General features: G+C 62.5%; 27 protein-coding genes. 10 read left to right on the top strand and 17 right to left on the bottom strand.

Annotated features, from left to right (window positions below; all coding sequences use genetic code 11):
• Positions 1–12 precede the first annotated feature (12 nt).
• Entirely contained in the window at positions 13–324 is a 312-nt protein-coding gene (locus MLD63_RS03805) for a DUF2218 domain-containing protein (protein ID WP_255328559.1), read from the bottom strand.
• A gap of 113 nt (positions 325–437) precedes the next feature.
• On the opposite strand from MLD63_RS03805, the gene MLD63_RS03800 reads away from it, so the two are divergent.
• The 4 genes from MLD63_RS03800 to MLD63_RS03785 are packed head-to-tail and all read left to right on the top strand — an operon-like array spanning position 438 to position 3895.
• Positions 438–1325, top strand: coding sequence for a siderophore ABC transporter substrate-binding protein (locus MLD63_RS03800; protein WP_255328558.1), 888 nt, complete (start codon positions 438–440; stop codon positions 1323–1325).
• A gap of 2 nt (positions 1326–1327) precedes the next feature.
• Complete coding sequence (locus MLD63_RS03795) at positions 1328–2281, top strand: ABC transporter permease (RefSeq protein WP_255328557.1); 954 nt, start codon at positions 1328–1330, stop codon at positions 2279–2281.
• Entirely contained in the window at positions 2271–3215 is a 945-nt protein-coding gene (locus MLD63_RS03790) for an iron chelate uptake ABC transporter family permease subunit (protein WP_255328556.1), read from the top strand. The genes MLD63_RS03795 and MLD63_RS03790 overlap by 11 nt, the downstream gene beginning before the upstream one ends.
• Positions 3212–3895: an ATP-binding cassette domain-containing protein gene (locus tag MLD63_RS03785; protein WP_439957623.1), complete on the top strand. Its 684-nt coding sequence runs from the start codon at positions 3212–3214 to the stop codon at positions 3893–3895. The genes MLD63_RS03790 and MLD63_RS03785 overlap by 4 nt, the downstream gene beginning before the upstream one ends.
• A gap of 290 nt (positions 3896–4185) precedes the next feature.
• Here MLD63_RS03785 and MLD63_RS03780 read toward each other — a convergent pair whose 3' ends face one another.
• The 10 genes from MLD63_RS03780 to MLD63_RS03735 form a co-directional block, all read right to left on the bottom strand.
• Positions 4186–4545, bottom strand: coding sequence for a recombinase family protein (locus MLD63_RS03780; protein ID WP_255328555.1), 360 nt, complete (start codon positions 4543–4545; stop codon positions 4186–4188).
• Positions 4546–4671: 126 nt separating this feature from the next.
• Positions 4672–5058 carry an EamA family transporter gene (locus MLD63_RS03775; RefSeq protein ID WP_255328554.1) on the bottom strand — a complete coding sequence of 129 codons (387 nt, stop codon included), beginning with the start codon at positions 5056–5058 and terminating at the stop codon, positions 4672–4674.
• 69 nt (positions 5059–5127) lie between these two features.
• Positions 5128–5544, bottom strand: coding sequence for an EamA family transporter (locus MLD63_RS03770; protein WP_255328553.1), 417 nt, complete (start codon positions 5542–5544; stop codon positions 5128–5130).
• A gap of 552 nt (positions 5545–6096) precedes the next feature.
• Positions 6097–7302: a hypothetical protein gene (locus tag MLD63_RS03765; protein ID WP_255328552.1), complete on the bottom strand. Its 1206-nt coding sequence runs from the start codon at positions 7300–7302 to the stop codon at positions 6097–6099.
• Complete coding sequence (locus MLD63_RS03760; RefSeq protein WP_255328551.1) at positions 7296–7949, bottom strand: hypothetical protein; 654 nt, start codon at positions 7947–7949, stop codon at positions 7296–7298. The genes MLD63_RS03765 and MLD63_RS03760 overlap by 7 nt, the downstream gene beginning before the upstream one ends.
• Positions 7946–8881, bottom strand: coding sequence for a vWA domain-containing protein (locus tag MLD63_RS03755; protein ID WP_255328550.1), 936 nt, complete (start codon positions 8879–8881; stop codon positions 7946–7948). Before MLD63_RS03755 ends, MLD63_RS03760 begins: the two co-directional genes overlap by 4 nt.
• On the bottom strand, positions 8878–9834 hold the full coding sequence (locus MLD63_RS03750; protein WP_255328549.1) for a VWA domain-containing protein: 957 nt from the start codon (positions 9832–9834) through the stop codon (positions 8878–8880). Before MLD63_RS03750 ends, MLD63_RS03755 begins: the two co-directional genes overlap by 4 nt.
• Complete coding sequence (locus MLD63_RS03745; RefSeq protein ID WP_255328548.1) at positions 9831–10202, bottom strand: hypothetical protein; 372 nt, start codon at positions 10200–10202, stop codon at positions 9831–9833. The genes MLD63_RS03750 and MLD63_RS03745 overlap by 4 nt, the downstream gene beginning before the upstream one ends.
• A complete protein-coding gene (locus MLD63_RS03740) occupies positions 10199–11044 on the bottom strand; it encodes a DUF58 domain-containing protein (RefSeq protein ID WP_255328547.1) in 846 nt (281 codons plus the stop codon). Before MLD63_RS03740 ends, MLD63_RS03745 begins: the two co-directional genes overlap by 4 nt.
• A complete protein-coding gene (locus MLD63_RS03735) occupies positions 11041–12021 on the bottom strand; it encodes an AAA family ATPase (protein WP_255328545.1) in 981 nt (326 codons plus the stop codon). Before MLD63_RS03735 ends, MLD63_RS03740 begins: the two co-directional genes overlap by 4 nt.
• A 141-nt stretch (positions 12022–12162) precedes the next feature.
• On the opposite strand from MLD63_RS03735, the gene MLD63_RS03730 reads away from it, so the two are divergent.
• From MLD63_RS03730 to MLD63_RS03715, 4 genes are all read left to right on the top strand, one after another.
• Entirely contained in the window at positions 12163–13500 is a 1338-nt protein-coding gene (locus MLD63_RS03730; RefSeq protein ID WP_255328544.1) for a HAMP domain-containing sensor histidine kinase, read from the top strand.
• Between the two features lie 14 nt (positions 13501–13514).
• On the top strand, positions 13515–13874 hold the full coding sequence (locus tag MLD63_RS03725; protein WP_255328543.1) for a response regulator: 360 nt from the start codon (positions 13515–13517) through the stop codon (positions 13872–13874).
• An 11-nt stretch (positions 13875–13885) separates the two neighbouring features.
• Positions 13886–14158, top strand: a complete 273-nt coding sequence (locus MLD63_RS03720; RefSeq protein ID WP_255328542.1) for a response regulator transcription factor — start codon at positions 13886–13888, stop codon at positions 14156–14158.
• A gap of 706 nt (positions 14159–14864) precedes the next feature.
• Complete coding sequence (locus MLD63_RS03715) at positions 14865–15209, top strand: thermonuclease family protein (RefSeq protein ID WP_255328541.1); 345 nt, start codon at positions 14865–14867, stop codon at positions 15207–15209.
• Between the two features lie 177 nt (positions 15210–15386).
• On the opposite strand, the gene MLD63_RS03710 is transcribed toward MLD63_RS03715, so the two are convergent.
• The 5 genes from MLD63_RS03710 to MLD63_RS03690 all read right to left on the bottom strand — a co-directional run bounded on the left by MLD63_RS03710 (position 15387) and on the right by MLD63_RS03690 (position 17910).
• Positions 15387–15596 carry a DUF4287 domain-containing protein gene (locus tag MLD63_RS03710; RefSeq protein ID WP_255328540.1) on the bottom strand — a complete coding sequence of 70 codons (210 nt, stop codon included), beginning with the start codon at positions 15594–15596 and terminating at the stop codon, positions 15387–15389.
• Positions 15597–15842: 246 nt separating this feature from the next.
• Positions 15843–16142: a hypothetical protein gene (locus MLD63_RS03705; RefSeq protein WP_255328539.1), complete on the bottom strand. Its 300-nt coding sequence runs from the start codon at positions 16140–16142 to the stop codon at positions 15843–15845.
• Positions 16143–16312: 170 nt separating this feature from the next.
• On the bottom strand, positions 16313–16624 hold the full coding sequence (locus tag MLD63_RS03700; protein WP_255328538.1) for an H-NS histone family protein: 312 nt from the start codon (positions 16622–16624) through the stop codon (positions 16313–16315).
• A gap of 157 nt (positions 16625–16781) precedes the next feature.
• Positions 16782–16952 (bottom strand): hypothetical protein, encoded by a 171-nt coding sequence (locus MLD63_RS03695; protein WP_255328537.1) that lies wholly within the window; start codon positions 16950–16952, stop codon positions 16782–16784.
• A gap of 475 nt (positions 16953–17427) precedes the next feature.
• Positions 17428–17910, bottom strand: coding sequence for a hypothetical protein (locus MLD63_RS03690; protein WP_255328536.1), 483 nt, complete (start codon positions 17908–17910; stop codon positions 17428–17430).
• A 700-nt stretch (positions 17911–18610) separates the two neighbouring features.
• Here MLD63_RS03690 and MLD63_RS03680 point away from each other — a divergent pair.
• Positions 18611–18835: a hypothetical protein gene (locus tag MLD63_RS03680; RefSeq protein ID WP_255328534.1), complete on the top strand. Its 225-nt coding sequence runs from the start codon at positions 18611–18613 to the stop codon at positions 18833–18835.
• Positions 18836–18979: 144 nt separating this feature from the next.
• Here MLD63_RS03680 and MLD63_RS03675 read toward each other — a convergent pair whose 3' ends face one another.
• Positions 18980–19795: an SDR family NAD(P)-dependent oxidoreductase gene (locus MLD63_RS03675; protein ID WP_255329492.1), complete on the bottom strand. Its 816-nt coding sequence runs from the start codon at positions 19793–19795 to the stop codon at positions 18980–18982.
• A gap of 101 nt (positions 19796–19896) precedes the next feature.
• Between MLD63_RS03675 and MLD63_RS03670 the strand changes: the two genes are divergently transcribed.
• Positions 19897–20823, top strand: coding sequence for a LysR family transcriptional regulator (locus tag MLD63_RS03670; RefSeq protein WP_255328533.1), 927 nt, complete (start codon positions 19897–19899; stop codon positions 20821–20823).
• The last annotated feature ends 81 nt before the right edge of the window (positions 20824–20904 follow it).

Raw genomic sequence — 20904 nt, 5'->3', positions numbered from 1 at the left:
CTTTCGATCACGTCAGGGGGTGTCAGCCCCCTCCGGTCCCGTTTCTGTCCAGATCAGCCCTTCGATACCCTCCCGATGGGCGAAGCGGGCGAGATGTCTGTCGATGACCGACTTGGCGTCTTCGACGTGACCAAGGTCATCGACATCGAAGCGAACCGTCAGCCCCAGTGGATCGGCCGTCATCACGGCCGGTCCATAAACGAAGTCGACACGGCCGTGGTCATCCGACCAACTTGCTTCGATCTTGTGCGCGAAGTGCTTGCACAGCTGCACCAGATATTTCTGACCGTGCTCGGTTTCGAGACGGCCGATAAGGATTGGCATGACGTAGATCCTGTCTTGTCCGCCGGGACTGACGGCCCGCCGGTTGATGTAGCATCGCCCCATCACGGAAACAAATCGCACGGCGCACTGCCCGGACCACAAGGAAGACCGACATGCTGAAAATCCTTTGCGCAGCGCTCGCCGCGTTCGCGGGACCCGCATTGGGCGAAGCGATCCAGATCGACACCTATCGCGGCCCGGTAAGCGTGACAGCAATGCCGGAAACGATCGCTGTCCTCGACATGGCGGCACTGGACAGCTTGCAGGCGCTGAACGTGGAGGTCGCTGCCACCACGGCCAACGTCTATCTCGACTACCTGCGCGAGGGTCATGCGGACGCAGCGCACGTGGGCACGCTCTTCGAACCCGACTTCGAGGCGCTGAACGCGCTTCAACCGGATCTCATCATCGCGGGTGGACGCTCGCAGGAGGCGGTTTCCGATCTTGAGCGCCTTGCCCCGACCATCGACATGACCATTTGGGACGATGTGATCGGTGAGGGGCTAGACCGGCTTGCGGCCTATGGCGCCCTCTTCGGCAAAGTTGCCAAGGCTAAGTCACTTGCGTCGGAATTCGAGGCAAAACTGGAAGCCGCGCGGACCGCCGGTGCGGAACAGGGCCGCACCCTGGTCCTGATGACGAACGGACCCAAGGTCTCGGCCTATGGACCTAGCGGACGGTTCGGCTGGCTCTACACCGCCTTCGGTCTTGATCCGGTCATCGCGGATGTCGAAGCCACGACCCACGGTGAGGCGATCAGCTTCGAATTCGTGCGCGACGCCGATCCTGATTTCCTGATCGTGATCGACCGTGCGGCCGCGATCGGCGAGGCGACCAGCGCGCGGGCCACGCTCGACAACGCGCTGGTTCGCGAAACGACGGCATGGCGCGAAGGCAAGGTTGCGTTTCTCGACAGCGGGCCGATCTACATCGCCGCCGGGGGCATCCAGTCGATGAACAGGACTGTTGACCAGCTGATGGCCGCATTCCAAGGCAATTGACCGTGTCGCGCCGTCTGATCGCGCCGCTGGCGCTGGTCACGCTGTCGATCCTGTCGCTGTTCGTCGGTGTGACCGAGATCGGCACGGGCGATGTCCTGCGCGATCCCGAAGCGCGCGCCTTGATGCTGACCAGCCGGCTGCCCCGGCTGTTCGCGGTGCTGATCACCGGCGCCTCGCTCGCCATCGCAGGTGCGATCATGCAGATGCTGGTGCGCAACCGTTTTGTCGAGCCGATGACCGTCGGCACGGGCCAGGGCGCAGCCCTTGGCGTCCTGATCGTCACCATCGCCGCGCCGGGCGCGCCCCTGCTGGTGCAGATGACGCTGGCCGCCGCGACGGCCTTCGGGACCAGCCTCGGGTTCCTGGCCATCGCGCACCGGATGCCGCCGTCTCAGCCCTTTCTCGTCGCGCTGGTAGGGCTGATCTATGGCGGCATCATCGGCGCCGGCGTCACCTTCGTCGCCTATCAGGCCGACCTGCTGCAATATATCGACATCTGGACGAACGGTGAATTCTCCGGGATCCTGCAGGGCCGCTACGAGACGTTGTGGCTGGCCGCCGCCGTCGCCGGTCTGGCGTATCTCGCCGCCGACCAGTTCTCGATCCTTGGCATGGGGCGCACGGTCAGCATTGGGCTGGGGCTGAACTACGGACAAGTGATGCTGTTCGGGCTGGCGGCGGTGTCGCTGGTCAGTGCGATGACCGTGACGATCGTCGGCATGATCCCCTTCGTCGGGCTTGTCGTGCCCAACATCGTGTCGCGGATCATGGGCGACGACCTGCGCCGCACCCTGCCGCAGATTGCGCTGTCGGGCGCAGTGCTGGTCCTTGGCGCGGATATCCTTGCCCGGGTGCTGCGCGCACCCTACGAGATGCCGGTCGGCACCGTGCTTGGCATCATGGGCGCAGCGCTGTTCCTGTGGCTTCTTTACCGGCCCGCCCCCCGTGTTCGCTAGACGCCTGACCTTTCTGGCCGCGGGTCTTGGCCTGTCCTGCCTTGGCTACATGACCATCGGCTCGCGCGGCGGATGGGATTTCCTGCTGCCGTTCCGGGGGACGCGGCTGGCGGCGCTGCTGCTGGTCGCCGTCGCGGTATCAACCTCGACGATCCTGTTCCAGACAATCGCCCGGAACCGCATTCTGACACCCTCGATCATGGGATTCGACGCGCTTTACCTCCTGATCCTCAGCGTCAGCGTGTTCCTGCTGGGCGGGGCGGGCCTGTCCGAGACTTCCGCGCTCGCCCGTTTCCTCGTCTCGCTCGGGCTGCTGATCGTCGCCTCGGTGGGGCTATTCGGAACGCTGCTGCTGCAGCGGCGCGAGGACGTGATGCGGATGCTTCTGACGGGCGTGGTTCTGGCAACGCTGTTCCGGTCGCTGTCGAGCCTGATAGCCCGGATGATCGATCCCAACGAATACAGCACGATTCAGGTCGCATCCTATGCGCGCTTCAGCCGGATCGAGACCGATCTGCTGGGCCTCTCTGCCGTCCTGATCCTGGGCGTCGTCGGCATCGCGTGGCGGATGCGCCACCGGCTCGACATCCTCGCCCTCGGGCGCGACGCCGCGATCAATCTGGGCGAGAACCCGCGACGCCGGACGATCGAGGTCCTGATCCTGGTGGCGGTGCTTGTCGCCGTGTCCACCGCCTTCGTCGGGCCGATCGCGTTTCTAGGCCTTCTGGTCGTGAGCCTCGCCCATCTCGTGACGCCGACCGGCTCGCACGGCACGCTGCTCGTGTCGTCGTCGCTCATCGCCGGGATCGCACTCGTCGGCGGGCAGACCGTTCTGGAACGGGTGCTGGGCCTTTCGACTCCGCTGGCCGTCCTGATCGACCTGCTGGGCGGGCTGGTCTTCCTGATCCTTGTCCTGAAAGGCGCGCGCCGATGATCCGCATCACCGATCTTTCCCACAATCTGGGCACGTCGCGGGTCCTTCACGGGATCGACCTGACTATCCCGAAGGGACAGATCACCGCGTTGATCGGTCCGAACGGTGCCGGCAAGAGCACGCTTCTGTCGCTGATCGCGCGGCTGGACACGCCGCTTTCAGGGCGCATCGATGTGGACGAACTGCAGGTCGGCGCCTGCCCCACCGATGTTCTGGCGCGGCGGCTGGCGATCCTGCCGCAAACGCCCGAGATCGCGCCCCGACTTAGTGTCGCCGAGCTGGTGGGATTCGGGCGCTATCCGCATCACAAGGGCCGCCCGACGCCCGAGGACCGGGCCAGGGTTTCCGACGCGATCGCTCTACTGTCGCTGGACGGGCTGGCCCACCGGTCGCTGGACACCCTTTCGGGCGGGCAGCGCCAGCGCGCGCTACTGGCGATGACGGTGGCGCAGGACACCGATTACCTGCTTTTGGACGAACCGCTCAACAATCTCGACATCGCTGCTTCTCGTTCTCTCATGACCCTGCTGCGCCGTCTCTGTGAAGATTTCGGTCGAACGGTCGTCGTCGTGCTGCACGACATTAATTATGCCAGTCGCTATGCCGACTGGAAGATATTGTCGACGCCTTCCTGTCCGCTCGGTTCGAGGGCGGGCGCCATGCAGCTCGTGTGGAGATGATCCAGGCACTGGAGAAGTAAAGCGATCGATCAGCGCCGGACGTTCAAGGCAACAATGTCCTCATTGTGGTCGTCTAAGCGGTGAAAATGGTGCGCGACGACACAGATGGCAGGCTCAATGAACCTTCACCGCAATGAAGGTTGACCCGACGAGCGGAAATGCATTGGTTGGTCGCGGCTCACATGAGTCTGGCTTTTTCACGGTGAGCATCGGCCCCATACCCTGGTGCTACCCAGATGCGGGTCAATGAAATCAACGTTCTGCGTGCGAATGTCCTGTTTTCGGCCCAGCTAGGTTTCAAACGAGAACACTCGTAAAACGTCCAAGAGATTCTTGGTGCTATCCCCAATAAATTCTGCCCCGTCCAATTCAGCAATGACCACGCGAACGCCTATATCATTTAAGCTTTCAATAAGTGAAATGATATCGCTGATCGTTCGACCAAGGGCGCTAAGCGTCCTAACGTGAATTGCGTCCCCGCTTTCAAGTTTTTTCTTCAAGTCGACGAACAGATGACACGGATGTCGGCAAAGTTCGGACCTGTCGATCACCACAGGCTTTACGGATTTTCCCTCAATCACCTCAATTTCAGTAATGAAATCAGACAGCTCGTCGATTGTCGCTCGGTCTAAAATAGCAAAGATAGTCACTCAATGGTCGATCTTCTTTAGGTCACTTTCTTAATATGCGGACTTCAATAGGGAGGCAAGGGTTGCAAGGGCCAAGTTTATCTTATTACTCATCTGAAACTAAAATAACTTGATCTTCAGAAGGCATCAGGCTGCCGAAAGTAGGATCACCCCTGCAATCAGCACACCGCAGCCAGCCAATCGCCAACGGCCAACCGCTTCGCGCAGGATTAGCATCCCCATAATCGCCCCTACCATCATCGACATCTCCCGCATGGGCGCGACGAGGCTGAGTGGCGCGCCTGTCGTCAGCGCGGTCAGCACGAGGATATAGGAGAGCGGCGATAGCAGCCCCACGCCGAGCGCGGCCCACCAGTGTCCCCGCATAGCGGAGACCGCGCGGCGCGGGTTTGCAGCGAACAACGGCAGCAGGAGAAAGAACCGAAGCATATTCGTAAACCAATCTAGCATGACAGGCGCGATGCCGAGCGCTTTGACTGCATAGGCGTCAACGACCGTGTAGGCCGCGATCAAGCCCCCGGTTGCGGTGCCCCATCGTATTCCCGCCTGCCCGCCGGGTTTGGCAAACGAAGAGAGCTTGCCCTATGTGGCAATCATCAGGATGCCGGCTACGACCAGCAAGAGTCCAACCAGCCCGGTGCTCGTAGGCGTTTCCCCAAGGATCACGATCACTCCCACCGTCGAGAGCATCGGCCCAGTCCCCCGTGCCGCGGGATAGACCACCGAAAGGTCCGCGACCTGATAGCCGCGTTGCAGGAACAGGCTGTAGGCCAGGTGGATCACTCCGCTGAGCAGGATGAAGCTGATGCCCGATCCGGTCCAGCTGATGCCCTCCTTGATCAGCACATACAGCACCCACGGTGCATAGGCGACGCAGGCGAACACATTATAGGCAAAGACGAAGACGGGCCCGACCGACGCCGCTCGCTTGGCGAGCAGGTTCCAACTGGCATGAATGAAGGATGCAAGAACGACAAGAATCAGCGAGGCAAGCGTCATTGAGACCCCCTAGTGCGCCTATTTGGCACGGTTGATCTCGACGTCTCCTCCCCTGGGCTTTTATCCCTTGGGTGCTGGCCCGGGGAACTCCCCCGGTCTTTGCAACGCTCGGTCCTGCGGCGGCTATTGATAGCAGCCCGGAACCCTAGTCACCACTCAGTCGATGTGACTATCATAAGCGTCCTTGGTCGCCGGCATCAATATCTGACCGCTGACGACGAAATGCGGAGACGCCTCTGTGCGATGGATTCCACTTGCATGAGAACGGATTAAGGGTTTGGAGATCGCATACCTCTAAATCTGGTGGCAGTCGAATGTCTGATGAGCGAACGTGCCGAGGATGCACTCAGTCGATGTCGTAGGCTTGGTTGCTGCAGAGCCCGGGGTCCACTTTGAGCCTCATTTCTCGCGTCAGAGGCTGACTCTCGAGGTTTCCGTCACCCAAGGCGGCAGATCACCGTCAAAATACGGTAGGCCTTCGCGGCCCGGTAGGTTTGATGAGCGTATGTCCGACTTGACAATTCAGCATCCGATGGCGGCTGAATCCGTCTCTCAGCAAACATGAGCGCTAACAGTCTTCACCTGCAGACACGCTTGCCGAACATCAAGATAGACCCTGTCTAGATCCGCAGGATTGGCTTGAGGCGTGGGACCAAAGGCAGACGCATCCAATTTCTGAAAGACCGGGTGAGGATCCGAATTTGGTCTCGCTTGCTGAAGGAGACGCCGCGCAAGCGACCGAAACCGATATACGTCACCGGCCTTGGCATACCGGCGCAAACGCAAAAGGTCTTGTCGCCTTCGAAGTTGTAACAATACCCGTGTAGCGATCACCCTGTCCGCCGTGCGGTCGCGCAGTGCTATCGTCAGGGTCAGCAGCATCGTCGCGACGAAGATCGCAAGATGTGCGGCGCCGAAGCCAAGGTCCGCGCGCCAGCCGGAGACCGCGTTGTCGGCGAAGCTGCCATAGCCGATCTGCGCGGCTGGAATGGTCGCGCTCCTTGGCGTTCGCGTATGGGTGTCGAAATAGGGGATCGTCACCGCAGGGATGACGCCCGGCTGGCCGGTTATCGGGCGCAGGCTCCAGGTCCAGACGAGCGTCGTGACCGGCCCCTGCGCGGTCACTTGAAAATCCCGCTCCTCGGGCGGGGTGAAGGCGATGAGCCAAGGCTGGCGCAGGGTGGGCTGAAGGGGCATCATTTCGGGCGTGGCACCAAGCGCACGCAGGACCAAGCGCCGGGTCACGCTTTGACCGTCCTCCAGCGTGGCGGGGTCCACGCTCCAGTCGTCGGACAATTCCAGCGCGCGGACCGGCAGCCATGCATCGCCTGCGCCTTGCGGCTTCGCCTCGATCCTTAACCGCACCGGCGGCGAGCGGACGATCACGATCTCGCGGCGACCCTCGCCGTCCAAAACCTGAAGCTCATGCGCAATCGGCAGGATTTCCAGCGTCCCTTCCCGTTTGGCGTAGAACGCGATGCGCCGCTCGAAGACGCGCGCCGCGCGGCCGTCGATGCGCTGGTCGCTCCACGCGTCCTGACCAAGGCGCGTCCAGTCGAAATCGGTCATCGCGCGCAGCTTCAGGTCCTCGTTGGTGATGGTTTCGCGATAGATCCCGCGGAGCGTCGCTAGGATCATCTCGCCTTCCAGCGGCGCCACATCGCGGGGATCAAGGATGAGTTCGAGGCTCAGCGTATCGCGTTCCTGCGCGGCGATCGGACCGGCGAGCAGCAGCATCAGCAGCAGCATCCTCACCATCGACCCGGCTCCTCAGAATGCGCCTCGCCGGTCTCGCGACGGCGGTCCATTTCCGCCGCGAGGCGACCCTTGAGATATTCTCCGGGTGCGTCGGATAGGGAGTCAAGCCACCCTTCATCGGCTGCCGTCGTCCGTTCGCCCGCGACCGAGCGCTTGACGTTTGCCTCCTTCGGGTTGCGTTGGACGGCCTGGATCGGCTGCGCGGGATCGTCGGGGTCGAAAGCGCCGACAGCGACCCCAGCCTCGGACAGGATCGTTTCGATCCGTCCGTGTCCCATGGCCTCGCCGATCACCGGCTCGACCAGCGTCGCGACGATCTCGCGGTTGTGGCGGGCGTCGGCATCGTAGCGATTGGCGAACAGGACGGCATCGAAATAGGCGACCGACAGGGCATAGTCCCCCGTCACCGCAAGTGTCAGTCCGCGATCGTAGGTGGCACTGCGACCGATGTCCGCGAAGACAGCATCGGCGTCTTCATAACGGCCAGCATCGTAGAGCGCCGCGCCGCGAGCGCCGGGTTCTTTGATCAGCGGCAGCGCAAGATCCGGAAACCCCGCGCGCCAGATCAGCTTGGCCCATGCCTCTGGCCCAGCGGCGACGGCGCAGGCCAGCGCGGCGGCAGAGATCACAAGCGAACGGTGCCTCATGCCTTGTGCTTCCGCCTGAAAACCAAGGCTAGCGGCAGAAGGGCAAGGAAGATGACCCATCTGCCGTAGTCCGCATACCGCAGGCTTCGCAGAGCCGGATCAAAGGCAGCTCCATCCTGGCGACGAGCAAGAAAGGTCTCCAGCGGCGCCGGATTCGTCGCCTCGACGGTCACGCCGCCGCCGGCATCGGAAAGCGTGACCAGACCCTCCCGATCTGCTGGGGGCAGACCGTAGGGCGGCCGGTCCGGGGCGACGAAAACGGCCGAGACACGCCACCCGTCTGCTGCCATCCGACGGGCCCGATCCAGGGCATCGGGGCCGATGCCGCCCCCGTCCGAGATAAGGACGACGTCGGGCTGCGCGGCCGTCGCGTCTGCCAGGGTCTGCCGCGCCAGATCCAGCGCGCGGTCGGGACGGCTCCCGCCGACGGGCATCGTGGTCGCATCCACCACGGCCACGACAGTCTGCAGTGCGGAAGGATCCTCGGTCGGAACGCTGACGAGAAAGCTTTCGGCGGCATAGACGCCAAGTGCCAGGGGCCGCGTGCCGTGGGTGTCGATCAGCCGGGACACGGCGGCCTGCGCGTCGTCAAGGGCACCGCCCTCGGTGACCGAAGGGGAAAGATCCAGCAAGATCATTACCGCATCAAGGTTTCGCAGCACCGGCGCGTCGGGATCGCGCGTCGCGGGTCCGGCAAGACCAAGGCACGTGAGCGCGGCCGCAAGCGCCAGCAGCCACGGGTCCCGGCTACCGCGCGCCTCGGTCACTTTTCCGAGCTTGCGCAACGCTGCCAGAAGCTCAGCATCAATGATCCGGCGCCACCGGGCGAGCCCGCCAGTGGTGGCAGCGACCAGCCAGCCGGCAAGCAGCGCCAAGGGCACCCCGATCAGCCAGAACGGGCGCAGCAGCACGATGTCGGACAGCTCGATCATGCGACCTCGCGCCTGTGAAGAAGCAGCGAGCATGCGAGAAACAGTAGCGAAGCCGCCGACAGCCACGGCCAGAATTCCTGCCAGGCCCGAATGGGCGGCGCGTCGGCCAGACTCGGCTCCAATCGGTCGATCGCTTCGGTTACCGCCTGCAGATCATCCGTATTGCGCACGCGGAAGGTCTGGCCGTCTGCCGCGTCGGCGATGCGTCGCAGAGTCTCGCTGTCGACAGCGTCGCGGGCCGAAGGGTCGGTTTCCAAGTCGGCGGGGCCAAGTGCGATGGTGTAGATTCTGATCGCAAGTCTGCTTGCGGCGGCCGCCGCGGCGACGGGGTCCACCGCGCCGGTGGTGTCCTGACCGTCTGATAGAAGCACGATCACCCGGCTTTTGGCGTCCCGATCGCGCAAGCGCCTGATTGCCAGACCAAGACCGTCTGCGATGGCGGTTGCCTTTCCGGACACACCTACCTGCGCCGTCTTGATGACCTGAGCGACAGCGGCCGTGTCATGGGTCAGCGCCGCGGCGACATAAGCACGGTCGCCGAAGACAACCAGCCCGACGCGATCGCCGGTCCGACCCCGCACAAAGCGCGCGCCAACATCCTGGACCGCAGCGAGGCGAGAGACCTGTCTATCGTCGAGGTCGAAATCCTCACGCTCCATCCAGCCCGACAGGTCCAGCACCAGCACGATGTCACGGCCCGATGCCGGAACCACGGTCAGCACCCGCTCCACACGCGGACCGGCCAGTGCCACGACGAGCAATGCCCATGCAAGAAACAGAGTGACCGCGCGCGCATCGCGTCGGGTGTGCACCGCGTCCGCCGGCCGAAACGCGGCCGCGATCGCCGGGGGCAGCGCCACAGCACCGCCATCGGCCGAACCCGCGGGCAACCAGTGCCACAGCAGGATGGGAAAGGGCAACAGCAGGACCGCCCAGGGCGCCGCGAAGCTCACGGGCGTTTCCTGCGCCGGGCGGCTGAAAGAACCGCGGCCTCCAACGCGATGGGATCGACCGTCTCGCGGGGGTCGTAAAGTGCCCGCTTCAGCCCCTCGACCTGTTCGCCACCCTGATCGCGCAGCAGGATCGCGAGGCCGGTAACCCTGACCTGAGGATCGGGATCGGCAAGGGCGTGGATCGCACGTCGTGCCTCGTCGACCGGCCTTTCGCGGCGGAGTGTAACCAGTCGCAAGACAGCCGAGATCATCAGCCCAGCGACAAGCCCAAGGGCGACGATCGTCAGGGCGTCGCGGACCCCGACCCGTGCAAAGCCTTCGGGAATGCGAATGCCAGCAAGTTGGCTAACAAGATCCTCGGGGCTCATGCCGCGTCATCTTCCATGGACGTCTCGGCGCGAATCAGCCGGTAGGGTATGCCCTGGCCATCCAGCAGATCCGCTGAACGCGACGACGCGAAGCGGCCCCGGGCGACACGACGACCGATCCGCGCGAGCACACTTCCTTGCGGAGGATCGGTCTCGACTGCATCCTGCACCAGCAGCACCTCGAGCGTGCAGAACCGCATCAGTGCCAACGCTGTTGCGCGGAAGCCGGTGTCGAGATCGTCCAGCCCGGTCGCCAGCACAACGGCGCTTCCGGCCGCTACCCGCTCTATCACAGCGTCGAGAAGCGCAGACAGGCTTTCCTGTCCGGCTTCGGCACCGCCAAGCGCCGTGGCGTGACACTCGGCCAACGTGGCGGCGACGCGCAGCATCGCCGCTTCGCGCGGCTGCGGCGACACCGTAACGATGGTGCGGTCGCCGACCACGACGACGCCCACCCGGCCACCCGCTCGGACCGCACGCCAGCCTTCCAGCGCCAGCGCCTCTGCCCCGGCCACCGAGCGGAACCGACCGCGCGTGCCCCACAGCGTTGAACGACGGAAATCCGCCACCAGCATCAGGGTGCGCTCAACATCTTCGTGGCGGCTACGCACCTGCGGCCGGCCGCTGCGCGCCGTCGCGGCCGGGTCGATCCGGCGAAGATCGTCGCCCTGCTGCCATGGACGAAGGTCAAAAAGATCGCCCCCCTCGCCGCGGCGCGGGCCTGACAGGCCGCCCGCCGGTCCGCGCGCGCGACCGGGTGTGGCGCGTGCCGCGGCCAGATTGCCCAGGGCCACCAGCCGATCCAGCGAGAGGACCGCCCCGGATGCCCGCGGCAGGCTCACAGCGCCTCGACGCCCGACAGGATGTCGGCAAGGATCGCACGGGATGTGTCGCCCGCGGCCTGGGCACGCCATGTCGGCGCCATGCGATGGCACAGAACATCGGGCGCCAGCGCCGCCACATCCTCGGGCACGGCGTAATCGCGGCCGCGCAGCCAGGCGCGCGCCCGAGCGCTGGAGGCCAGGGCAAGGGTGCCGCGCGGGCTGACCGCATGTCGGACCCGGTCGGTCACGTCAACGCCATCCGCGGCGCGGCGCGTCGCCATCACCAGTCCAACGATATAGTGCTTGAGCGCAGGGGCGAGATGCACCGTCAGCACCTGCGCCTTCATCGCGGCCAGCGCATCTTTGTCCAGCACTGGCGCCTCACGTCCGGCGCGGGTGCGCAGTTCGGTCTCGACCAGGTCCAGGATCGCCATCTCGTCGTCCTCGCCGGGCAGATCCAGGATGACATGCATCAGGAACCGGTCGAGCTGGGCCTCGGGCAGTGGAAAGGTGCCTTCCTGTTCGAGGGGGTTTTGCGTTGCAACGACCATGAACGGATCAGGCAGCGGCCGCGTCTGGCTTCCGGTGGTCACCTGCCCTTCGCCCATAGCCTCCAACAACGCCGACTGGACCTTGGGCGGTGCGCGGTTGATCTCATCCACAAGGACGAGATTGTGAAAGATCGGGCCGGGCAAGAAATCCATCCGCCCGCTTTCGGGCCGAAACACCTGCGTGCCTGTCACGTCCGACGGCATCAAGTCCGGCGTGCATTGGATGCGCGCGAAGCTGCTTTCGATCCCATCGGACAGCCGCCGGACCGACCGCGTCTTGGCAAGGCCGGGTGCGCCTTCGATCAGCACGTGCCCGCCGGTCAGCAGCGCAATCAATAATCGCTCGACCAGAACACCGTGTCCCACCAGTCCGGCCGCCATCCGGTCCGCCAGCGCGGTCGCGGGGGCCGTTCCGTGGGTCCCTCCCGCTCTCACATCCTCCATCGCCGCCTCCCTGATGGCCAACGTCACAAAAGCATGGGTGGCAGCGGTGTTGAAGACTATCGGGTAAGGTCGGGCAAATTGCCCGAGACATCGGGGCGGGTTTGCCCGATCCTGAAAGGAAGAGGTCAGGAGGAAGCGGACATGAGCCTGCGGTTGCGACTGGTGATGATCCTGTGGTTGTTCACGGCGCTTGTAGGGAGCATGACCCTGGTTCTGGCGGTTGCCGACGCCTATCGGACCGCGCGAAGCGACACGCAGAAGACGCTGATACGCGCCAGTTACGTGCTTGAGCGGAACTATCAAATGGAGCCGCGCGCGCGCGACCCGCTTTACGCCAAGATGACCTCGATCAAGCTACTCGGGGTGATGGCGCCAGGAAGCTGCATCCGCTTCCAGCAGGGGTCGATCACTGAACGGCGATTATGCGCAGGCTGGCAGGTCTTCGGCCAGATCGCGCCCGACTGGTTTCGCACAGGCATCGAACGTCTGATCGAGCCGCCGCAGGCCGTCGCCCGATCGGGATCGGCCTCGCAAAGCAGGACATTCAGCATCGAGGCGTCCTTCGATCCTGTCGCCGCGGCGACGCTGGCCTGGCAGCGCACGCGCCTTGCCCTGTGGCAGACGCTGGCAATGGCGACCGGCGTTCTGCTCCTGGGAACGGCCGCGATCATCTGGCGCCTTGGCCCGGTGGGCGGCATCGTGTCGGAACTCGACCGCCTTTCTCGAGGCGATCTCGCTGCCCGCGTCGAGCCGGGCGGCGCGCGGGAATTCCGCCGGATCGCGCAGGCCGTCAATCACCTTGCGGAACGGCTGCGCGCCAGTGCGGAACAAAGCCGCTTGCTGACTCGAAAGCTGATCGAGGTCGAAGATGTTGAACGTCGCCACCTGGCGCGCGACCTGCACGACGAATTCGGACAGATGTTGACGGCGACAGCGGCGCTGTCTGCGTCGATAGCCTGCGCAGCGCCACGCGATCGCCCGGACATCCTGCAGGACGCCCGCGCCATCGCCAGTAACATCCAGCGCATGATGGAATGCCTGCGCGGCGCCTTTGCGCGGTTACGGCCACCTGATCTGGATGCGGTCGGACTTGCCGCGAGCCTGCGCACGATGCTGGCGGGATGGGGCGCGCAGCGCAGTGCTCGGGTGTCGCTTGACTGCGATATCGACGAGGCCAAGATCAACGACGCCGCAGCGCTGGACCTTTACCGCATCGTGCAGGAATGCGTGACCAATGCGATGCGGCACGGCGCGCCGGATCGGGTCCGCGTTCGCCTTCGCCAGAACGCAGACTGGATCGCACTGCGGGTCGAGGATGACGGCGGTGGAGCGCTGCTGCTGCCGCGCTCGGGACACGGTATCCTTGGCATAACCGAGCGCGCCAGCGCGATGGGTGGAACGCTGCGGGTTCGCCAGACCGAAACCGGTATCCGGATCGATGTCTCGCTACCCACGCGCGACGGCCGCGGCACCGCATGATCGAACGGCGTATCATGATCGTCGATGATCATCCTGTGGTCCGCGAAGGCTACCGCCGGCTGATCGATCTGCAGCCCGGCCTTCGCATCGTGGCCGAAGCAGACGACGCCCGAAGCGCCTATGCGCGTTACCGCGACACCGCGCCGGATGTCGTCGTCATGGACGTGACGATTCCTGGCGCGAGCGGAATAGAAGCGATTCGTCACATTCGCCAATATGATCGCCACGCGCGTATCGTCGTCTTCACCATGCATCACGGCTCGGCCTATGCGCTGAAGTCGTTCGAGGCGGGCGCAGCTGGCTATGTAACCAAAAGCAGCGAACCGCAGTATCTGATCAGGGCGATCCTGGGGGCGCTGTCGGCCGCACGGTGATTTCGCCCGACGTGATCGAGGCCATTGCCCGAGATCGGGTCGCCGGAGCGAGCCACAAGCTGAGCGAGCTTAGCACGCGGCAGACCGAAATTCTGCGGTTGTTCGCCAGTGGCTGGTCGGCCGAGAGGATCAGCGACGCGCTTTCGATCAGCACGAAGACCGTTCGCAACAACCATTACCAGATCAAAAGCAAGCTAGGCCTGGAAACTGATGCGCAGATGGTCTGGTTCGCTTTAGATGCGGGGCTGGTGCAGGCAAGGGTCGGCGGAAAGGAACCCCCCTGATATCCGCAGGGGCGTTATCGGTCGAACCACCCTTGCGCCCATATACTGAGGATCCATACAGCGTGGCTGCGGAACTCCCGCCTGAGGTGCGCGTCACCCTTTCCCGTGCGGTGTCAGAATACACGAAAGATCTCGGCGACGCCGAGCGCTGAGAAGTGTTTCATGAGGGCGATGCGAATGGGAGCTTCGGCAGTCCGACGGTCGGAGTTTCGTGCAGCGATACGCCCGTAAAACCTCGAGACATCGCATCTTTACTTCGACCCATCTTGCAAGTGGTAGTCGCGTTAATTTTTCCAAAAAGTCCTGCCCGATTAACGCGTCGCGCACTGGGCTTCGTTCCGAACCCAGGCTACCAGACCGTTGTCCCGCCAAGGTCGGCCGTTCTTCCGGATCCCTGCCATGGGGACGGCGTTTCGCTCGATGATGGTTGTTTGACAGCGCCGGCTAACGGCACTTTCGAGGCAAAGTGAGGAGCGCGACACTATGGACCTGACCATTTCCTCGAACGTGAGTCAGGAGGCGGTTTGTCGGGTTCAGTTGGGCCAACTTAGCACGGAACATCAAAAGAATGTAACATCGCAGTCAACCGGTTGCGCTAGCGCTGGTCGCGAATCGGCTTCCGAGCTATTGCTCAGAGATGATCACACTTCTTACGGTCGCATTCATTTCAGCCGGGACCCCGGTTCAGGACGGCGCGACCCTGGGTGTGGCGCCCGATCTGATCAGACTTTGGGGGATCCATGCACCGGAAGTATTTGAAGAAGGCGGGATCGAAAGTCGCGACTATCTCAGCACATTGATAGAAGGCAAACGTCTGACCTGCGACGTCATCCAGTCTGACGACGGTGATCGCCGCGTGATGCGCTGCACCCTTCCGAACGCTGCGGACATCGCCTGCATTATGGTCGCAGCCGGCCACGCCGATGACGCGCCGCTGATAAGCCACGGTGCATACGAGAACTGCCGGCGCAAGAAAACCTCGCCCACATCGATCTTCTCAGGATATCAGAACCTGAGCGCGAACATGGGTCGCGATCAGCGAGGCGAGTGATGAGCATGGAGCGACTTGAGACGGCCAAGGTTTGAATTTTCGAAGCGATGCCGCACAGAGCGCGGCTCCCGCGCAGAAGCCCTCGCCACGGGCCAGCATGCTGCGGGTCAAACACCCTCCCCTTCACCGTCCGCAATCACCGTTGCCGGATCAAGGTAGGAACGGATCACCTTAACCCTACCTATCCGTTTGCTTCAGGGTATCCGCAACCAAGGCATTGGCATGTCCGTGCCCGAGGCCATACTCGTCCTTCAGCCACGTGACGATCTCCATGTGCTTCAGATCCGCCCGGGACCGGATCAGATCCTTCCATTCCGCAATGGGCCGACCATACTTGGCTTCGATGGCCGGAAAATAAGAGGCCGGGCCCTTGACGCCGCTCGCCATGTCGTCTGCCTCCGATCGCTAATGCGATACGACGACGGTCGATCACAACCGAGGTTGTGTCAAGATCGACAGCGGACGGAAGCGTCAGCGCTATCGCATCGCCTCCACGACAACGATAGCCGGCCGCCAAGGAAGGCAGTTAAGGAGATCACGGCGCCGGCGGTTGTCGTTCCTGGCGGTCTTGAAAAGCAAGGGCGACGTCGAGCCGAGCCTAAGAGCCCAGGTGGCTCGCTGGTCACCAGCGATCTACCGGGACCGTCGACCATAGAGGTAGGCAGAAACCACCTCGATCAACCGCCGAAGGACCTTAAGCTCCTCTATGCCGGGGGTCGCCAACACCAACAGCGCCGGGTCATGATCGAAGTCGAAATAGGCCGCCTTCAGGTCGTCAACCGACATGTCCCCTGACGTGTGCGCTCTGACGGCGCGTGCCAGAGCGAGGAGCTTGCCTGCTTCGATTCCGACATGCGAACGATAGGCCTCCAGCGCCTGCTCACGATCGACCGCCAACAGTGCAACACGCAACTCATTCAATGACACCGTCAAGGGGGGCCTTCCGAAACCGACCAGCAGCGGAGAGTCGCTGCGCGTCGTGCGCGATGCTAACCGGTCAATCTAAGCGTGTATATGCCTGAACTTCGGGCTCTCTCGGAAATACGCAAATGTCGGCGAGAGCGTCGAGGCAGTGATCGCCGAGCGCGATTGCAAGATTTGGCCTAGATCGCCAGATCCTCGAGCTGCTTTCCCTGCTTCAGGTTTTCCTGCACCCAGCGAGGCTTCCTGCCGCGACCGGTCCAGGTCATTGTCGGATCAGCGGGATTGGCGTATTTCGGAGCGACAGGACCGCCGCGAACGGCTCCCCCACCCGTCAGATCGCCAAGCCTGTATCCGTGCTCACGCGCGACATCTTCGATGGCCTTCAGCGCCTCGCGCCGTTTGCGTCCTTCATAGGAGTTGATTGCGCGATCAAGCTGATCTCGCAGAGTGCGCATCTCCTCGAGGCTGAGCTTTCCAAAATCAATATCCATAAATGAAATTCCTTCACGATCGGATGAGAGTTGAGCGTCCAGTTATGTGAGTTCACCAAATCCTTCAACACCGGACCGTCAGATAGACAGGTGGCAGGCATGTTTCCGCGCCATTCGCGCGCGCCGCCTGCTGGATTGATTGATAAATGTCCGTTTTCTAAAAAATGTTCGCCGTGATAATCTCGATCATTCGATTGGGCAGCTCTTCCTTCGTGAGACGTCCTGTCATCATTGCCAGAATGACCACTGCGGCCGAAAGCGCATCGCCAGGGTCGCAACCCCACACCACCGGGCTGCAAACGTCAAACACATCGGCTTCCTGTTGCACTCGGCGTGGGCCAGATCAAAGGTGATTTCAGACAAGGATTGCTTCATGCCTCGTTTTGCGGAGAACAGCGTCATGGCTGACACACAACCCTTCGAATAACGTCACAGGGATGGCAGCATCTGGGTCGTCGGAAAGACCCTGGATGGCCAACCCTCCGGCTATTGGGAGTGGTTCCGCAAGGACGGATCGAAACTCCGGTCGGGCCATTTCCGAGCGGGTGAGCAAATCGGCGAATGGACCACCTATGATCGTGCCGGAGAGGTCTACAAAGTCACGACGATCAAGACGAACCCGTGATGTGGATGTGCCGACCGGCAGGCCGCAAATCCAGTGACGCCGTGGTGAAGTTCCTACGCAGCTCGCGATGCTCATTTTCATTGACAGGACGGCAAGGTCAGCGGACCGGAGCGATGCGCTTCCCCACAGGCTCCTGGTCAAGAGTCGCGCAATCAGGTTGTCTGAAGCCTTGCCCGCTTCAATCGTCCTGGGCCAGCCGCAACGCGATCTTCCTCGCATAATCGCTCAGACGTGCGGGCGAATCCTCTGGCAAGTCGGCGCGAACGTCTCGCGCCAGACAGCAGACCATCCCGAAGACACTTCCGTCGACCAGTGTCAGGGGAACACTTACATGGCTTCGGATGGGGATCATCTGGGTCACCGGCAGATCGATCGCGATCTGGTGGGTGGCCGTATCGACGATCAGCGGAGGCAAGCTGCCATCAAGAACATATTTGCAGTAGGTTTCCTTCAGATCGAGTGAATTACTGGTCTGGATCACGCTCTCGAACCCGGGCGACCTGACGGCCCGAAAAACCAGATAATTGTCGACGATCTCTGAAAGATAGGCGATATCCATCCCGAGTTCCTGCCGGGCGCCCTCGAGGAAGCCATCAATGTCGGCCCTGGTCTCGGCGTCGGCCAGAATGGCCTTGAGCCTGGATGGAAGAGTATGTGGCATTCTGATCGCTCCTGGTTGGTGCGACGAGATAGCCGCTAAATATGGGGTGGCAAAATTCCATCGCTCGACCGAAGCGGTTCAGCCTGAAGCCGGCACATTGGATGGAGATCAACCCTGGGTAGATCATGAGGCCCGGTCGATCAACTCAACAAATTGTTGGTGCGTGTGCCCGCATTATGCGGCGGCGCACCTTTCTCGAAGAGTCGGAGCGTGAGAATCTCGCCGGCTGCTAGGGCTTCACGTCATGGGCAAGAGCAGCGCACCCTCGCCTGCTCGTAAGCGCAAGCGTAAGCGGCGAGACGTCTTGCGGATGTTGCAACAGCGCTTCGAGGCGAACCACTCCGCGTTGCGGCAGTGCCGACCTTCCGTTCACACACCGGCCCTCAGCTGGTATGCGTGCCTGCAGCCAGTCACCGCTCTCCCTCTGGGCGGTCTTGGCTCAAGCTGGCGAGGTGCGGAAGCGCCTTGTCAGCCCATTCGCTTTCTGCCGTCAGAAAGTCAGCAGGAGCTGGTCATTCTGATGGTGAAACGTCTGACGCGACGCATTGGCAGACCGCCGGTCGACACGGAGGCCGTCACCGTTCGACTGCCGCGCTCCACACTGGAATGGCTCGACCGCGAGCGAGCGAAACATGAGCCGGTGCCATCGCGTCCCGAGATGATCCGGCGTCTGATTGATGAACGAAGGACATAGACTACATTGGCTGAAAAACACGACGGCGAGCTTGAGCAGATTATCAGCTTACTGGTTGGGATCTGTCTGAAGGTGATCGGAACCGAGAGACTGATTGAGGAACTTCGCTTGCAACGGGGGAAAGCGGGTGACGATACGCCCGTGCACGACATCATGATCAAGGCGATTGAAGAAGATTTCGCGCGAAAAAATTTTGGTCGCGGTGAGAACATCCTTCTGTTCCCACGGTGAGCCACAGACTGAGGTTTCGAATTTCGTTACCGACAGGCTATGAGGCACAGCGTGCTCGAGATGGAGCATGACCTGGGCGTGGAGTTCCCATCGCGTCCTCTCCCACTTGCGTCGTGCCTATAAGACTTCAAAGCAATCGGTCTCTCAGTGGCGAGCGGCAGACGCTTCGATCTCTGACGAGAGCTGTCGGCACTTGCCGCGCGCCCACTCGTGCGCATCGGCGCCGAACAGCAAACGTCGAGCAGGGTTCTCGGCTGAAGCCTCGGCCACGATCAGGGAGGCGAGCGTGGCGGGGTTGTTTTCCTGCATACCATTCGCCTCGGCAATGAACTGGCGGAATTCCGCAACGGCCTCGTCGTAATCCTCGATACGCAGATTGCCCTGCCGTGCTGTGGACGGGTCGAGAAAGTTCGTCCGCATCATGCCCGGCTCTACAATGAGCGATCTGATCCCCAAGGGTGCGATCTCTGCAGCGAGGCCCTCCATCCAACCCTCCAGCGCAAACTTGGATGCGGAGTAGACCGACCCGCCCGGATTGGCGACGAGACCGTTCACCGATGAGATGGTGACGATGAGACCTGATCTCTGACGCCGCATCGAGGGCAAGACAGTTCGTGCGACATTCATCGCACCGAAGAGGTTGATTTCAAATTGGCGGCGCACGTCAGCGTCCGAGATCGTCTCGAACCAACCGAGCTGCGCCCGGCCAGCGTTGTTGACCAAGACGTCAATTCTTCCGAACGCTTTGATAGCGACTTCATGAGCATCCTGTGCCGCCTGTAAGTCCGTCACGTCCAGTGGCAGCACCAGCAGCCTGCCATCTTGCGCAGAGAGATCGCGCTCCAGTGTCTCGATACTCCTGCCCGTGGCCACCACCGTGTCACCAGCAGCCAATGCTTCGCCCGCGATCAGACGACCCAGACCCTTGCCGGCTCCGGTTATGAACCATACTTTTCTCATCATCCTCAGCTCCGAGCTATTGTTTGATGATGTATTAGCTCATCTACGGAGGCATCTAGTAGCGTGTGGAGGATTGTTGCGCCCAGTAGTATGATTAATAGATGGACCCCCGTCGGTTTTCCGATCTCGTCGTCTTTCATCGTGTCGCAGCCGCGCGAAGCTTTACCGCCGCCGCGCAGAGCCTGGGTGTGACGCAGTCCGCGGTGAGCCAAACCGTGAAGCGGCTCGAAACCGAGTTGGGTCTCAGGCTTTTGTCGCGTTCGACACGCAGCCTTGCGCCGACGGCTGCAGGTGAAAGGCTGCTGGATACGCTCTCACCCGTCATTGCCGAGGTCGACGCCGAGATCGAAGATTTGGAAAAGCTTCGCGAGCAACCAGGAGGGCGACTGCGGGTGACCTGCGGCAAGCACGCCGCTGACACGCTGGTTTGGCCTGCCTTCTCGCGGCTGCTTTCATGCCATCCCGAAATTGAGGGAGAACTGTGCGTGGAGAACCGGCACGTGGACATCGTGGCCGAACGCTTCGACATCGGGATCCGGCTTCGGGAGGACCTCGAAATGGACATGGTCGCGGTGCCTGTGGGACCGGATATGAGGGCCATCGTCGTGGTGGCCCCCGACTATCTGGAAGGCCACCCGGCGCCTCGCATTCCACGTGATCTCTCGTCGCACCGGCTCATCTGCTACCGGAACGCCGGCGGTGTGTTGTCGCCCTGGACGTTCGAGAAAGACGACCAGGTGGAAACGGTGAAGATCTCTCCGGCGGTGATCGTCAACGACGCAGCCGCGCTTGTCGAGGCGGCGTGCGCGGGGATGGGTTTCGCCTACATGCTTGAAGACCTGGCCGCTCCAGCCTTGAAGAGCGGCCGCCTTGTCGAAGTCCTCGCCGACTGGAATCCTCCTTTTGCGGGATATCACGCATTCTATTCGAGCCGGCGCCAGCCGACCCGTGCCTTTACCCTGTTTCTGGATTATCTGCGCCGCGAGGGAAAACGAGCTTCAGCTGATTGCTTGGGCTCTGCGCGTTGAGCCTAACATGATGTGTCGAAAGGGGTGCAGCGGTGGCGCCACCGCCTTCTTCGACACGTTGATGCGCAGTAGGTCCGGCTG

The sequence above is a fragment of the Paracoccus albicereus genome (assembly GCF_024359525.1).
Classification (GTDB): domain Bacteria; phylum Pseudomonadota; class Alphaproteobacteria; order Rhodobacterales; family Rhodobacteraceae; genus Paracoccus; species Paracoccus albicereus.
Note: the sequence above shows the minus strand (reverse complement) of the source record. Positions and strands in the feature narration are given on the sequence as shown.